Origin of the sequence: Bernardetia sp. MNP-M8 (assembly GCF_037126285.1) — a bacterium.
Taxonomy (GTDB): domain Bacteria; phylum Bacteroidota; class Bacteroidia; order Cytophagales; family Bernardetiaceae; genus Bernardetia.
Map to the genome: position 1 here is coordinate 1161656 of NZ_CP147012.1, position 14971 is coordinate 1176626.

Here is a 14971-nt window from a genome sequence, read left to right on the forward strand (position 1 = left end):
AAAAAAGTAATTAAATTTATGACTTCTTTCTATTCTCAATAAATAATTTTTCTCGTTCTAATTCTGCTTTTAGTTCTTCTTCGGTAGGGAGATAAAGCATGTATTTTAGAATTCGTGACGCAGTGCGTCACAAATTGATAAAAGAGAATAGAATCAGAATTTATCTAATTTCTACTCTCTCTTTTTTCAATCTTGAAAGAAATATTAAAACTCCAAATCGTCTTCATCGAATTCTAATTTTTCGTCGCATTCAAAACAAAAGAGTTCGATTGCACTGTCATCTTCTACCAACATCGATTCTTGAAAGATAAGTTTTCCATCTTCTGCCGAAAACACATCAAAATGATTGGGTTTGGTTACAAACTCGTTGCTACCACAAGATTCACAAATATATTTTTCTGTTGCCATATTTTTTAATAAACTGGTTTTTTAGTTCTTTTTCCAAACGCTAAAGTGTATGGTACATTTTTGCACATTAAAAATGTACGCTACATATCGATACATTTTTTTTCAAATTTACACACAAAAAAGCGTATTGTAGTAAAATACAATATGCTTTTTTTATAAAAATCTGTGTTATGTAATTTTTTAATTTTCAATAACAAGTTTGCGTTCGATAATCTGATTTCCAATTTTAATTTTGAGATTATAAATACCATTTTTCAAGAAATCAGTTTGGTATTTAATGGTTTGTTTTCCTACTTCGTATTCTCCTTTTACAACTTCATAACTCTCTAAAGTTTGAAGGTTATACATTTGGATTTCTACTTCTGATTTTTCTTTTATATCTAAATCAATATTTACAAAATCTGAAGTAGGATTAGGGAAAATATTTATTTTAATTTCTTCTACTGGCTTTTCTATTTTCTCTTCTTTGATTTCTTTCTTTTTGGTTGTGATAATAATTACACCATTTACTGCTCTACAACCATAAAGAGCTGTTGCAGTTGCTCCTTTTAAAATAGTAATTGATTCAATATCATTTGCATTAATTTTAATTAAAACTAATGAATCATTTTCTTGCGGAACTCCATCTATTACATATAAGGGTTTACCATCATTAGCAACAAATGATGAAGGACAAAATCTTGGATTACGTTCAAAAATTCTCTCTTCTTTGTTATTATTTATAGCTTGAGTTGTATCCTTTACTATTTGGTTTGTACTGTCTGTTTTAGTAGAAGATGATGAGATTTGAAAACAGCTTATTTTACCTTCTAACATTTTGACTATTTCACTTTGCCCAAAAACTAAATTTTCCTGTTCTCCAATAAAAAATAAAACAGAAATTATAAAAATGATTTGATAGATTTTTTTCATAAGATTAATTTTAAGATAATTTGTATTTCATTCTTAAATCATACGCACAAAAAAAGCGAATTGCAGCAAGGCAATTCGCTTTTTTTGTGATTTATAAATTAATCGGCTAATAAATGATTATTAAATTCGTAATTTTTAATTCGTAATTCGTAATTGTTCCTTATCTTCTAGTTTTGATATTTGCAATTGAATCAATTCTATCTTGAGCAATCTGAATGGCTACATCTTGAGCATTTTTGTTTTCAGAAACAGAAGTATTGATTACCTCCAAACACATATCGTATAAACGCTCTGTTTTCTGAACCACCCACTCACGAGGCAGTGAAGCAAATTCAGAATAAACATTAATAACACCACCTGAATTAATCAAAAAGTCGGGAACATAAATAATTCCACGCTCAAGACATGCATTTCCATGAATCGTTTCGTCTTTAAGCTGATTGTTTGCACAACCTGCAATAATTTGACATTTCAAACGGCTCAAAGTCTCATCATTTACAGTTGCTCCCAATGCACATGGAGAATAAATATCTACATCTAAATCATAAATTTCTTCTAGACCTACAATTTCTACTTTGTATTTTTTTGCAATATCCATCAAACGATCTTCATAAACATCAGTAACATAGATTTTTGCACCTTCTTTTGATAAATGTTCGATGATATATTCGCCTACGTGTCCAGCACCTTGAATAGACACTTTTTTGCCTTCTAAACTATCACTTCCATACATTTTTTTGGCTGCTGCTTTCATTCCCATATAAGTTCCAAGAGCTGTAAATGGAGAAGGGTCACCCGAACCACCACGATTTTCATCTAAACCAGTTACGTGTTTGGTTTCCATAGCAATATAACTCATATCAACTGTTGTCATTCCTACATCTTCGGCTGTGATGTATTTTCCGTTAAGGCTTTCTACGAATTTACCAAAACGACGCAATAAAGCTTCATTTTTTTGAGTACGTGCATCGCCAATAATAACAGCTTTTCCACCACCTAGATTAAGTCCAGCGATAGAGTTTTTATAAGACATACCACGAGAAAGACGAAGTGCATCAGTTACAGCTTCATTGCTAGTAGCATAATTCCACATTCTAGTTCCACCCAAGGCAGGTCCTAAAACAGTAGAGTGAATACCAATAATTGCACGAAGACCAGAGTGCTCATCTTGACAAAAAACGAGATTTTCGTGTCCCATTTTTTGCATGATTTCCATTACAGAATCATTTGTCGGAGTTGTGAGTGTTTGTACCATAATATAAGAGGAAAAAGTAGGTGTGTGTTTAGCTTCGCTGAGGGCTAAAGCCGTTGAGTATTTTTTATTGGAAAAGATTAAGTTTTATTTTTTCTATTTTTTTGATAAAGTAATTTCAGAAATTAATCACTATCAGTACACCTTTAAGGGGGTCAGATAGTTTTTGTTAGAACTGTACTGACACTTTTGATGTGTCTAACAGCTTACTTTACGATAGTTGTCTATACAACTAGTGATTAAAAGAATTAAATAACGTGGTTTATATAATTTATTACACCAAACCAAATATAATTTTGAAGTCCGTTTTTTAATAGAATTTTATTTGTAAAGATACGTTTAGTAACTCTTAGTTCACAAAAATATAATAATTATTGAATAAATCGCTATTTCATTGATAATCAGTTAGTAATAAAAGCATTTTTTACAAAAACTCTATTCTGCAAAATCTATTTATTACAAAATAATAATCTATTAACAAGGAACATAACATTGTTAATAAATTGTTAAGCAAATTAAATTCAATAGGAAATTTTTTTTTGATTTTTTATAAAAAATTTCGTTTTTTTTATTCTGAATTAACCTTTGTGATGAATTTTGCGTTAGTTTGTCTTTATTATCCACTCAAAAATGCTATGAAATACATTCGGAAATTATTGAATCCACTTATTCCTTTTCTTGTTTTGCTTCTTATTGTTGCTAAGATGAGCTATGACCATTTTTCAAAGTTAGAAGATTATACGGTACAAGAGAATGAACTTTTAGATGCTAACATTAAGCAAATCAGAGAAATACAGAAAAAATATCTGCATAATCATGAATATTATGAAGCCCTTTTTCCTTCTATAAGTGGGTATTGTTCTATAAACAAAAGAACACGAGGAAAAATTGATTCTCTTAAAATTATATATGAGATTTACTCCAAATATCTACAAGAAAATAGAGAGAAATTTATTATGCATAAAACTACTTTCGGAAATACTAAATACAGGATAGATGGACAGATTGTAGAACTTTTTGAAAATTATATTTCTGATATGAAAGCATTAGACAACACTCTTTCTATATTTTTCAAAGGTTATAAATTTAATAATGCCATATCAGCAACTGAAGTTCAACGTCTGTATGTATGCACTAACGAACAAAATTTACTCTATATTTTGAATTTATTTGAAGCAGAGATGAGTAAAATATATTATGATGCAGTTGTAGAACTTGTTTACCAAAAACTTTACCTATCTGAGGCTGATTACATACAAAAAAATGCTAAAGTTGTTCCATTTTTAAAGACAGACAGTAGTCTTTTGAACATAGAAAGTTCTATATTTTTTCCTTTAGACTCTCAAGAAGGTAAAATATCAAGTCCTGATAAATTAAATTATAAACTTTCAGAAGACAATTACTTTATAGTTTTGAAAAGTTACAAAAACGGAGATAGAATAGCTTTTACAAGACAAATTAATGATTGTGATACTACAGTAATTACTCGCCTTAATAAATAGATAAATTTATGAAAAAGTTTAAACTCATATTAGGAGCTATACTATGGATAATAGTGATTTTTTCTAGTATATATCTTTACGATTTTTCAGAACAAAAAGAAGATTTTATTTCTATATATACTCGCACAGATAGCACTTTTTTGAAAGATATTTTAGCTAATTATGATATAGATAAAAGTAGAGAGAAATATTATTGGCATATTACAAAAACTGATAATGGTTACTTTTCTCGTCGTAAACTTGATACATTTTCTGTAAAAAATATAAAATCTTATTCTGTTTTAGATTCTTTAAAAGAAAATCATTTGATTACTTTAAATTCTATTTTGGATAACCTTCCAAATGATGTAGATAAAAACTCTATCAAACAAAATAAGGTAACTTCAATAGGAGAGAATACAAATAATCCAAAAATAAAAGAGCTTTATGAAATTTGGCTTTCTAGAATATACGAAAAAGCTTGGATAGATAAGATGAAAAAATATAAAAGCTATAGTGAAGGTATTTATTTATACAAACTAGAAGGCGATTCACTAGGACTTGGGCTAGATGTCGCAAATATTTCAAAAATATACCTAAAACAAGAAACAGAAATCAATGAAGACCAAAATAAATTCTCCATTACCACGCATTATTTTGGAAGAGATACATTGACAGTGAAGAAAAATTATCGCATCACAACTCCAAAAGGACAGAAAATAAAGCCTTTTGATTATGAAGAAATAAAATAAAAATTTATGTCAGAATATATTGTATCAAAATCATATCAAAACGAGGATTTTACAGAAAATGAGTTGCCAAAAGGAGAATATGAAGAATGTACTTTTCTGAATTGTATCTTTTCTCATAGCAATTTATCACATAATACATTTATTAATTGTAGCTTTGAAAACTGTGATTTGAGTAGTGCAATACTAGGAAATACCTCTTTTCAAGAAACAAAGTTCAAAAACTCTAAACTCTTAGGTCTTCAATTTTCAGATTGCAATCCTTTTTTATTGGTTTTACATTTTGAAAACTGTTTGATTGATTTTTCTTCCTTTTATCAACTCAACCTCAAAGATGCTACGTTCAAAAACTCAACACTAAAAGAAGTAGATTTTACAGAATGTAATCTCAAAAATATAGCTTTTCAAGACTGTGAACTAGTAGGAGCAGTTTTCGAAAATACAATTTTAGAAGGAACAGACTTTAGAAATGCAACTAATTATTCTATTAACCTAGCCAAAAATAAAGTCAAAAAAGCTAAGTTTTCAAGTTATGGAATAAAAGGACTTTTGGATAGCTATGATATTTTGATTGAATAATTGATGTTACGCAAGAATAAAACTTTTATAAATTACTTTCATAAATAAATGAAACGCACGATTTTAATCGTGGTAAAACAGGTAGAGAAAGGTAGAAAACAGCACGCTTTGTTTTGTTTTACCATAACTAAAGTTATGGGTTTCATTTTGGCTGCGTAATATCATTGAATAGTTTTTAAAACTAAAAAAGTCCTTTCCCATTTTAAAAACAGAAAAGGACTTTATCTTTTTATAAAAATAGCTCTGTTTACTTTACCAAATGAGGATCTACCATTGAGCGAAGACCTGCAAGAGGCATCATACCCGACTGACGAGCCACTGCTTCTCCGTTCTTGAAAACGATAAAAGTAGGAATTCCACGCACATTAAATGTAGAAGCAACAGCAGGATTGGTATCTACATTTATCTTAATTACTTTTACTTTTTCTCCCATCTCAGAAGAAAAGTCAGTAATCACAGGTGTCATTGCCTGACAAGGACCACACCAGTCTGCATAAAAATCTACTAAAACAGGTGTTTCTGATTGAATAATATCTTGAAATGATGGTTTAACGTCCATAATATTAAGTTTTTAATGTTTTATAATTGAGTTGAAAAAATGAGTTGAGAAATTTGATGCTCCTAACTTAATTCAAATTAAGTTATACAAACATATCAACATTCTTTCATATATACGTTTTTTATCATAAAAGGTTTTATTGGGCTAAACTATTTCTCTCTTCAGATTATTAAAGTAATATAAAAAATCTACTCCTGAACTGATAAGCTCTATTTATTCAAAATCCGTTAAATCTTATTAAAAGCCTTCAAAAATTGTTTTTATTCTATTTGCTTGAGTGAAATATGAGTTATCTTAGGAAGAATTACGAATTAAAAATCACGAATTGTGAATTTAAATCTCTGTTTATCAACAAATTAAAAATAGCAATTTATTTAATTTCTATTGCTCAGTAACATCATCAGATTTTTTATTAAAATAATTTTCTATATAAAATTGTTTTTCAACAACTTTACTTAATTTTGTTTGATTAAGAAGAAGTTAACTTATAAAGATAAATCAGTAAATCAATTTAAGAATCAATCATTATCTAATTTATAGTATAGTTTTATGTCAGAAAGTAATTCAGAGTCTTCTAATGAGCGTCTTATCTACACACGTAGTACGCCTAAAGAAAATAAAGCAAAAACAAAGTCGGATACTTCTATTTCAGCAGCTCAAATCAAATTACCAATTTTTACAGCCATTGCTTTAGGAGTAGGATTAATTTTTGGCGCACGTTTTTTTGGTAGTCAAGACAACTCATTTACAACTTCCTTAATTGGTCTACAAACAGAAGAGAGTGCATCTGACCAAGCAAAAAAAATGCGTCAAGTGCTTTCTTATATTGAAGATTATTATGTAGATACTGTCAATTTAACAGATATTACAGACCACGGAATAAAAGAAATGCTATCCAAACTTGATCCTCATACAAGTTATATTCCTGCAAAAGATGTAGAAATAATGAACTCTCAATTAGAAGGCGATTTTGAAGGAATAGGTGTTGAGTTTGTGCTTTTTGAAGATACAATTCAAGTGATTATGCCAATTCCGAACAGTCCATCTTCACGAGCAGGAATAGAAGCAGGAGACAGAATTATAAAGGTAGATGATACGCCAGTTGCCAATGTAAAGATTGATAATAGAAAAGTTTTTGATTTGCTACGTGGAAAGAAAAACTCAAAAGTAAACTTGACTGTTTTTCGTCCTTATCAAAATAAAGAATTAGTTTTGACCGTTGAGCGTGGCACAATTCCTACCCATACAGTAGAAGTAGGTTATATGCTTACTCCAAAAACAGGTTATATAAAAGTTTCTCGTTTTGGAATGAATACTTTTAAGGAATTTGAAACACAATTAAATAAACTTCTTCGTGAAGGAATGAAAGATTTAGTTTTAGATTTGCGTGGAAATCCAGGTGGTTATATGGATCAAGCTGTCAGAATGGTTGATGAGCTTTTGGCAGGAACAGAAATGATTGTTTATACTGATGGAAAAAAAGACCGTTTTGATAGTGAAGAAAAAGCACACCGAAAAGGAAATTTTGAAGAAAATGCTGTAATAGTTTTATTAGATGAAGGAAGTGCTTCTGCTTCTGAAATTGTAGCTGGTGCTTTACAAGACAATGATAGAGCTTTGATTGTTGGAAGGCGTTCGTTTGGTAAAGGGTTGGTTCAGAAACCAATTACACTTCGTGATGGCTCAGAACTTCGTCTTACTATTTCAAGATATTATACACCAAGTGGTCGTAGCATTCAAAAGCCATATAGCGACACAACAGATTATAGTTTGGAGATTATGGAACGTTATACCAATGGCGAATTATATCAAGCTGATAGTTCAAAAATGAATACAGAGAAAAAATATAAGACGCTTCATGGAAGAACTGTTTATGGAAGTGGTGGAATAATGCCTGATATTTTTGTATCAAGAGATACTTCTTATTTTACGCCTTATGTCGATTCACTTTACTCTAAAAGTGTGGTAAGAAACTGGACAAGTACCTACTATAATCTCAATAAAGAGAAATTTAAAGCGATGAAAGTGAATGAATTTATTTCTAACTTTACTATTGATAAAAAACTAGAAAACGACTTTTTAAATTTTGCCAAAAATCAAAAAGTAATTTTTAATGATGCTCAATATCAAATTTCAAGAAGTTTTATTTTGAATCAAATAAAAGCAAGTTTAGCAAAACTAAATTGGCAATATGAAGGATATTATCCTGTTTTAAATCAAGAAGATAAAGAAATCAAAGTTGCTTTAGAAAACCTTGGAAAAGCAGAAGAACTCAAAAAATATTATTTGATAAAGGAATAAATATTTTTTTTAGAGAATAGTTTGAATTTTTTTAAGACAAAACCTTCTTAATTATAAAATTGAGAAGGTTTTGTGCTTTTTCTTGAAGTTGTCGGTGTGGACACCGACAACGGCTTATAACCATAACCTGCTTTTACACAAAAAACTGCCTTTGTTTCACCAATGAGAAAGGCAGAATCCTCAAATTCGCTTTAGTAGTACTTTTATTTATAGTCATCTATTTTTCACTTTCCTTCTTTTGTTAATACTCAACCGTCGTTGAGACTCAAATGAAGTCGTCAACGAGGTTGTGATACTTTAAAAAGGAGGTTCATCATCAAAATCTACTGATTTTTTATTCTTCAAATCATCAGCAATTGGATTCATATTATTTCCTTTACTTTGGAGAGTCGTAAATCCATCATCTATTGGAGGCATATTTGAAAGATTATCATTTGCATTTGGAAAACCACTATCATAACCTGTATTTCCTGCTGAAAAGCTTCCCTCATCCAAATCTTGAAATTTTGTATATTTTCCTACAAACTGTAAAGTAACCGTTTCCAAACTACCATGACGATTTTTTGCAATTATTACTTCGGCTGTTCCCTGTGTAGGATTTCCCATTTCATCTTGCGTAATTTCATAATATTCAGGACGATAAAGGAAAATTACCATATCTGCATCTTGCTCAATACTTCCACTTTCCCTCAAATCTGAAAGCATTGGTTTTTTATCTCCACCACGAGTTTCTACGGCACGAGAAAGCTGAGAAAGTGCCATTACAGGAACGTCAAGCTCTTTTGCAAGCTGTTTTAAAGCTCTTGAAATACCTGCAATTTCTTGCTCACGATTTCCTCCTCCTTTTCCAGAATCGCCAGACATAAGTTGCAAATAATCAATGACAATCATATCCAAATTATGCTGAGATTTTAATCTTCTCGCCTTTGCACGAAGTTCTAACATCGTGATAGCTGGGGTGTCATCAATAAAAATCTTGGATGCTGAAAGTTGAGTAGTTCGGTGGACAAGTTGCGCCCATTCGTGGTCTGCAATACTTCCATTACGCAATTTCTGACTTTCTACTTCTGCTTCTGAGGACATCATACGAGTCAAAAGCTGTTCGGCTGACATCTCCAATGAGAAAATAGCAACACAATGGTCATATTTTACAGCTGCATTTGCCAAAGCTGAAAGAACGAAAGCTGTATTATGTGTAAGTGTAAAATCATCAGTTACATACAAACTATCAGCACTATCAATTTTGATACAGGCAGCTTCTTTTTTTCCAACAAAATCTATTTTGGTAATGTACTTAAAGAGTGGCGAGAGGCTATTATTAGTAGTCGTTTGTGCGCCTATTTCCAAATCTAAAAGATTAGCAGGAAGTTCAAACTCTAAATAAAAATAATTCTCTCCTTTTTCATTTTTCTTTTCTGCAACAAGAACCATTCCTCCCAAAGAGCGAATCAAAAAAACAAAATCATCTTTAATTCTGATTGAATCTGTCTTATATTTTCCTTTTGAATCATTATCCAAACGCCCTGAAAAAGCCAACATTCCTTCTAAAAGTTCGGTTCGTTGTCGCACACTTGACCATAAATATTCTTTAGGAATAAAAGGATCTTCTGAAAAATTGACCATTTGGTCACCAAAGGCATTTTGTAGTTTTTCGTATGTTTCTGCCATTCTTTCGCTGGTCTTAAATGCTTCTTTATTGGCTAAAAGACTCGTTTGACTTTGATTGGCTACAAAAAGACCTACTAAATAACTACTCAAAGGCAACTTTTTTTCTTCCCATTGAATGGGCATAACCATCGGAATATAATGGTTTGGTTTGCCTGAGCCTGTCAGAAGTGTATTTTTGATTTGAGATAAAGAACGAACAGCTAGTTTATTTTCAGACTGTTGAAAAGTTATCCATAAATGTTCGTCACAACATTCAGTACTTGTATTATCTTCAAAAGTTACCTTATAAATTGATTTTTTACCTTGTGGAAAAACGTCTTTTACTTTATGGAATTTGCCATCACTTCCTGCCAAAACATCATCTTTTTTTACTTCTCCCATTGTTTTCCAACCATTTTGAGAGAGAAGTTTTGCATCCACAGGTTGTGCCTTTCCCATACCAGGGCGAGCTGCCAAGATAATCAAATCCGAACGCTGCCAACCTGCTGTTATTCTATCCAAAGCTGTAAATCCACTCTGAATTCCTGTAATACCTGTTTTATTTTTTCGCTTTTCTTCTAAATCTTTGAGTGTGTTTAAGTACACGGAAGCCATATCAGAGGTTCTTTTTCTGACATTATCTTCTGTTATTTCGAAAAGTTCACTCTGAGTTTCATCTAAAAGCTCAAAAGCATCTTTTGTATCTTCGAAGGCATTTTGGCGAACTGTCGAAGCGACGCCAATCATTTTTCTTTTGATAGCACGTTCCACCACTTCATGCGCATGATAGACAACATTTGCAGACGAACTTACTTCTGTTGTCAATCGAACAAGCGCATACGCACCTCCAACAATTTCTAAATTTCCATTTTTTTCTAATTGTGTTCTGACTGTCAGAAGGTCAATTGGAGAACCTTTTGCAGAAAGTTCTAGCATCGCTTGATAAATAAGCTGATGGGCATCTTTATAAAAACTATCTGCCTTCAAAATATCGACTACATCTTCAAAAGCCTTTCTTTCTAATAAAAGCGCACCCAAAATAGCCTCTTCCAAAGGAATTGATTGAGGTGGAAGTTTACCCATTTCATTGGATAAATCGTTCGCAAAACCATTTTGCTTTTTTTTATTGAAAGAACCTTTTTTAGAAAAATTATTGGTTTTATTATCCATTTTTTTGAAGATGTATTTATATAAAACTATTTTGACTATTCTAACGCTTAAATCTACGTCACAACTATTTATTTTTTTGGAAGCGTTTTTAATACAAATTTACTAAAAATAATAGCACAAACTAAAAATTTTTGGGTTTTAATTTGTTGTTAACTTTAGGGTACTGAAAAAATATATAGGCACAAAAATAGAGCTTCACTTTTGAAACTCTGTTTTTTTGATTTGGAATGGATATTATCAACTACAAATATCTAGTTTTTTAAGTCGGCAGAGCCGAATTGGAATTGGAATTATTTAATGCTAACTTTTATCTAAAAAACCATCATAAATCCATATTAAAAGTCTAAATAGTAAAATTGAAGATATGTAAATAGATAATCCTATTATAGGAACAGGATAGTAATCTTTAAAATTCTTATTATTAATTATCAGTAAATAAATACTACCAACACCATATGTAATAGTCATAAACATATTAACTGCTAACCATACTGATAAAAGTCGTAAAAGACCTTTATTTACAGTATTAAACCTTTCAAACCAAATCAAAATAAATTTTCTTTCCATAAAATAAATTATTAATTAAAAAAACAAAATAATGTATAAAATATCTCAATAGTTTACATTTCTTCATAATCTATATTTATACTATTTTCAACATATTTAATATTTGAATGTCCTATTTTTTTAATAGCCTCTTTTTTAATAGACTCGAAATGTCCATCTTCAATGTCTCTGATAACATAATCTTCATTCGCAGTTGCTTCTTGTGAATTATATGATATGATGTGAAATTGATTATTCTTTTTATCAAGCCATTTACTTGTAGAGTTGAATGAATAGTGAGGCATAATCTGATTGTTTTAATTATAAATAAAAAAACTGCACTTGAATCATTTTTTTTTGTAGTAGTATGCTAACGAATATAACCCACAATTTTTCTACAAAAGCTAGGCAAGTAATAAATTAAGAGATAAGAACTTTTGGATAGCCTAGTAAGGCAAAGTAAAACTATTTAATAGCCATTTTAAACTCTACTTCAATATTTAGTTCTTTATAGAATTCTTTCAAATCTGTTAGCAAACTTTCTTTTTGGGATTGATATTGCTCTACTCCAAACTCGTCTTTAATTTCCTTTTTAATGGAAATCATTTGCTCTGTTTTTAAAACCCATTCAAGATTTTCAGTAATAGCACTAATTAAATTTTCTTTTTTGTTAGTTATTTGAAAACTCATTATTTATTTATGATTAATTTGAATAAATGATTTAAGATATTTTCTTCTCCTCCTATCGTGTTTAGGATTAGTTTTACTAAACCAGTTATACCAGTATGCTGAATCTGCTTGAAAAGAAAAGTATTTTGGATGATTTTCAGGATAAATGGCTACAAAACGAGTATCTAAATTAAATTTCTCTTTAATAATCTCATTTTTTAGTTTATTTGAAGAAGCTGCAACTTTTTCATAAACTTCAAAATCTACAAAACTAACTATGTCAATATCTTTTGGGTCAGTTTTTCTCGTTACATAACTTCCATCAATCCACTGATAGAAATCTATTTTACCTAAAATATCTATCAAATAGCTATTATACTTTACGTAATTATCCGATAATAGTTTTCGTTCTTTAGTAAAAGCAAATGTTTCAACAAAAGTATCGAAATCAATTTGTATAGGAGAAGTTCCTATTAAATTTCCTCTTGAATTAAAATCTAAACTCATTTTATAATTTGTGTTTTTGTAGTATAAACTAAAAACTTGTGCGTAAATTTGTTGTATCATTATTTCCCTAAACTACATAAAATAATTCATAGACTAAAGTCTATGGTACGTTTTCGCACTCTAAAGAGTACGCTACATTTTATTATGAAAAAATTATCTTATTCTCTACTTATAACTTTCTTATTTCTAATTTCCTTCAAAAGTCATTCTCAAAATATTGGTCTTGGTTTTTTGTTTCGTCCTAATATTACGCTCGGAACGGCTATTGTTCCTACTCAAAACGTAGAAGATAGTTTGAAATTTGGAATCAATCGTTTTTATGCAAATTTAGTTGTTCCGTTGAGTGGAAAATTGAAGTTAGATTTAAAGAATATCAATGCTTCTTTTACGCAGCATTTTCTGACAGTCAATACAGGTTTGAGATTACCACAAGGAAATTTAGTAGAGGATAATACTAAAATTTATAATTTCTCGGCAGGAATTACAGGCGTTCATGCAAATATTCGTAGTGGTGTTTGGTTTTATACAGTCAATGGTGGAATTGTACAAGATATTCAGAAACTAAATGAGTCTAGTCCATTTTTTACGGCTGCTGGTGCGTATATTCGTGTAAAAGGAATTTATAAGCACAATATTTATGGAGTAGCTTTGCTCTATCAATACGAACGTTTTTTGCCTGTTCCTATTTTGGGAATCAATCGTAGATACAATAAAAAATGGTTTTTGGAGCTGCTTTTACCTGCACAAGGTGCAATGCGTTATCAATTTAGCAAAAAGTTTAAAGCTGGTGTTTTGGTCGGTTTGGGGAGTTTTCGTGCTGGTGTAAATAGTTCTACAAGTATTACTTTACCAAGTTTAACTTCAGGAGGAAAAGGAAATTTGAATCTTAATTATACTGAACTTAAAATTACTTCAGTATCTGAATTGAAAATCAAAAATGGAATCTTTTTAAGTAGTGAAATAGGCGTTTCGACAGCTCGTTCTCTTTCTTTTTTGCGTACTGCTGAAAATCAAATTAGTTTTGGAGCTTCTACTGTTCCTTATGGGGCAATAAATCTGCATATTGATTTACAAAAAGCTAAAACCAGTCCGATTAGTTCTCGTCTTTTTGGGAATGATTTTTAAGTAATATTACTGGTTCAAGCGTCGACGCTTGAACCAGTAATTTACACTACTTCTCCACCACAGCAAAGAAATCAAAACATTTATCAGCATCCTCAGAGATAAAATAATCATCCATTGTAACCGAGCCCACTAAAGAATTATCTTGTTCTTGTAATTTTTTACGGTTCATTCTATTCAAAATATCATACGGAATTTGAAGAATTTGTCTAGGCAAGTTTTGTTCTAAATTAAAAATATCTAGCTTTTTGTATTTAGCAACTGATGCCTTGTTTTGATTGTAATATTCCCAAACTTTTTCATTTCCTGTAATTCCTTTCAAATCTACTTTAGAAAAATATTTCTTTAAAAGTGTTTCTAATTCCTGCGCTGTATATTCTCTTGTGTGCCACGGATTGCGAGTAAGCGAAAGTTTGATATTTGGCGTTGTCAGAATCATTTTGCCCCCTTTTTTCAAAACTCGTTGAATTTCTTTTAGGTAAAAATTATCATCTTCGATATGCTCAATGACTTGTTGTGTAACAACAGTATCAAAACTTTCATCTGCTTGATTGGCAAACGGAGGAATATTTTGATTCAGAAAAGTAAATTCTGGATGCTGTTTTTGTAAGTGATTGATGAGTTCTTGGTTTTTGTCAAGAGCTGTATAATGCGTACAATGAGGTTTGAAAAGCTCTGCACCTTTCCCTACACCACAACCCGTTTCCAAAATGCTTCCACTTACATGTTTGACAGTTTGGTGATAAGCAAAAAGCAAACGCTGATGAATTACGTTATCGCTAGGAATGGTATAAGCTGTTATTTCTGTTGTTTTGAACATATATGTAGTTGACAGTTTAGCTTCGCTGATTTACAATTCCAAACTGTCGTTTTTTTGAAAGATTATTAATTTCGAACACTTAAAAAGTATTCGCTACTTATTACAAAGGTCTTAATTTTTCTTGTAAAAACGCTATAAAATGGCTTGATAAAATCTCAAATTCACATTTTATAGATTTTTTGACTACATTTTAATAGAAATTGATGAAAAATTTAAAATTTATTTATGCAAATTTCTAATTTCTTGCAT

Annotated in this window: 14 protein-coding genes; 5 read left to right on the top strand and 9 right to left on the bottom strand. The window is 30.4% G+C overall.

Annotated features, from left to right (window positions below; translation table 11 throughout):
- Window positions 1-204 precede the first annotated feature (204 nt).
- The 3 genes from V9L04_RS04855 to V9L04_RS04865 form a co-directional block, all read right to left on the bottom strand.
- Window positions 205-408, bottom strand: coding sequence for a hypothetical protein (locus V9L04_RS04855; RefSeq protein ID WP_338792954.1), 204 nt, complete (start codon window positions 406-408; stop codon window positions 205-207).
- Window positions 409-588: 180 nt separating this feature from the next.
- Window positions 589-1320, bottom strand: a complete 732-nt coding sequence (locus V9L04_RS04860; RefSeq protein WP_338792955.1) for a TonB-dependent receptor plug domain-containing protein — start codon at window positions 1318-1320, stop codon at window positions 589-591.
- 160 nt (window positions 1321-1480) lie between these two features.
- The gene (locus tag V9L04_RS04865) at window positions 1481-2575 is read right to left on the bottom strand and encodes a Glu/Leu/Phe/Val dehydrogenase (protein WP_338792956.1); all 1095 of its coding nucleotides are present in this window, start codon (window positions 2573-2575) and stop codon (window positions 1481-1483) included.
- 587 nt (window positions 2576-3162) lie between these two features.
- On the opposite strand from V9L04_RS04865, the gene V9L04_RS04870 reads away from it, so the two are divergent.
- The 3 genes from V9L04_RS04870 to V9L04_RS04880 are packed head-to-tail and all read left to right on the top strand — an operon-like array spanning window position 3163 to window position 5381.
- Window positions 3163-4074, top strand: coding sequence for a hypothetical protein (locus V9L04_RS04870; protein WP_338792957.1), 912 nt, complete (start codon window positions 3163-3165; stop codon window positions 4072-4074).
- Window positions 4075-4082: 8 nt separating this feature from the next.
- Complete coding sequence (locus V9L04_RS04875; RefSeq protein WP_338792958.1) at window positions 4083-4805, top strand: hypothetical protein; 723 nt, start codon at window positions 4083-4085, stop codon at window positions 4803-4805.
- 6 nt (window positions 4806-4811) lie between these two features.
- Complete coding sequence (locus tag V9L04_RS04880) at window positions 4812-5381, top strand: pentapeptide repeat-containing protein (protein WP_338792959.1); 570 nt, start codon at window positions 4812-4814, stop codon at window positions 5379-5381.
- A 247-nt stretch (window positions 5382-5628) separates the two neighbouring features.
- Here V9L04_RS04880 and trxA read toward each other — a convergent pair whose 3' ends face one another.
- Window positions 5629-5940: a thioredoxin gene (trxA, locus tag V9L04_RS04885; RefSeq protein WP_338792960.1), complete on the bottom strand. Its 312-nt coding sequence runs from the start codon at window positions 5938-5940 to the stop codon at window positions 5629-5631.
- A 549-nt stretch (window positions 5941-6489) separates the two neighbouring features.
- Here trxA and V9L04_RS04890 point away from each other — a divergent pair.
- Window positions 6490-8241, top strand: coding sequence for a S41 family peptidase (locus V9L04_RS04890; RefSeq protein ID WP_338792961.1), 1752 nt, complete (start codon window positions 6490-6492; stop codon window positions 8239-8241).
- 297 nt (window positions 8242-8538) lie between these two features.
- Here the strand turns inward: V9L04_RS04890 and dnaB are convergent, their stop codons facing one another.
- The 4 genes from dnaB to V9L04_RS04910 form a co-directional block, all read right to left on the bottom strand.
- Window positions 8539-11058, bottom strand: coding sequence for a replicative DNA helicase (gene dnaB, locus V9L04_RS04895; RefSeq protein ID WP_338792962.1), 2520 nt, complete (start codon window positions 11056-11058; stop codon window positions 8539-8541).
- 620 nt (window positions 11059-11678) lie between these two features.
- Window positions 11679-11909 (bottom strand): hypothetical protein, encoded by a 231-nt coding sequence (locus tag V9L04_RS04900; protein WP_338792963.1) that lies wholly within the window; start codon window positions 11907-11909, stop codon window positions 11679-11681.
- 160 nt (window positions 11910-12069) lie between these two features.
- Window positions 12070-12294, bottom strand: a complete 225-nt coding sequence (locus tag V9L04_RS04905; RefSeq protein ID WP_338792964.1) for a hypothetical protein — start codon at window positions 12292-12294, stop codon at window positions 12070-12072.
- 3 nt (window positions 12295-12297) lie between these two features.
- Complete coding sequence (locus V9L04_RS04910; protein ID WP_338792965.1) at window positions 12298-12780, bottom strand: hypothetical protein; 483 nt, start codon at window positions 12778-12780, stop codon at window positions 12298-12300.
- Between the two features lie 144 nt (window positions 12781-12924).
- Here V9L04_RS04910 and V9L04_RS04915 point away from each other — a divergent pair, with 144 nt between their 5' ends.
- The gene (locus tag V9L04_RS04915) at window positions 12925-13905 is read left to right on the top strand and encodes a DUF6268 family outer membrane beta-barrel protein (protein WP_338792966.1); all 981 of its coding nucleotides are present in this window, start codon (window positions 12925-12927) and stop codon (window positions 13903-13905) included.
- A 46-nt stretch (window positions 13906-13951) separates the two neighbouring features.
- On the opposite strand, the gene V9L04_RS04920 is transcribed toward V9L04_RS04915, so the two are convergent.
- Complete coding sequence (locus V9L04_RS04920; RefSeq protein WP_338792967.1) at window positions 13952-14722, bottom strand: class I SAM-dependent methyltransferase; 771 nt, start codon at window positions 14720-14722, stop codon at window positions 13952-13954.
- Window positions 14723-14971 lie beyond the last annotated feature (249 nt).

Bases quoted from the DNA above. Each gene is read 5' to 3' on its own strand.
- V9L04_RS04855 (WP_338792954.1), bottom strand. From the start codon at position 408: ATGGCAACAGAAAAATATATTTGTGAATCTTGTGGTAGCAACGAGTTT.
- V9L04_RS04860 (WP_338792955.1), bottom strand. From the start codon at position 1,320: ATGAAAAAAATCTATCAAATCATTTTTATAATTTCTGTTTTATTTTTT.
- V9L04_RS04865 (WP_338792956.1), bottom strand. From the start codon at position 2,575: ATGGTACAAACACTCACAACTCCGACAAATGATTCTGTAATGGAAATC.
- V9L04_RS04870 (WP_338792957.1), top strand. From the start codon at position 3,163: ATGAATTTTGCGTTAGTTTGTCTTTATTATCCACTCAAAAATGCTATG.
- V9L04_RS04875 (WP_338792958.1), top strand. From the start codon at position 4,083: ATGAAAAAGTTTAAACTCATATTAGGAGCTATACTATGGATAATAGTG.
- V9L04_RS04880 (WP_338792959.1), top strand. From the start codon at position 4,812: ATGTCAGAATATATTGTATCAAAATCATATCAAAACGAGGATTTTACA.
- trxA (WP_338792960.1), bottom strand. From the start codon at position 5,940: ATGGACGTTAAACCATCATTTCAAGATATTATTCAATCAGAAACACCT.
- V9L04_RS04890 (WP_338792961.1), top strand. From the start codon at position 6,490: ATGTCAGAAAGTAATTCAGAGTCTTCTAATGAGCGTCTTATCTACACA.
- dnaB (WP_338792962.1), bottom strand. From the start codon at position 11,058: ATGGATAATAAAACCAATAATTTTTCTAAAAAAGGTTCTTTCAATAAA.
- V9L04_RS04900 (WP_338792963.1), bottom strand. From the start codon at position 11,909: ATGCCTCACTATTCATTCAACTCTACAAGTAAATGGCTTGATAAAAAG.
- V9L04_RS04905 (WP_338792964.1), bottom strand. From the start codon at position 12,294: ATGAGTTTTCAAATAACTAACAAAAAAGAAAATTTAATTAGTGCTATT.
- V9L04_RS04910 (WP_338792965.1), bottom strand. From the start codon at position 12,780: ATGAGTTTAGATTTTAATTCAAGAGGAAATTTAATAGGAACTTCTCCT.
- V9L04_RS04915 (WP_338792966.1), top strand. From the start codon at position 12,925: ATGAAAAAATTATCTTATTCTCTACTTATAACTTTCTTATTTCTAATT.
- V9L04_RS04920 (WP_338792967.1), bottom strand. From the start codon at position 14,722: ATGTTCAAAACAACAGAAATAACAGCTTATACCATTCCTAGCGATAAC.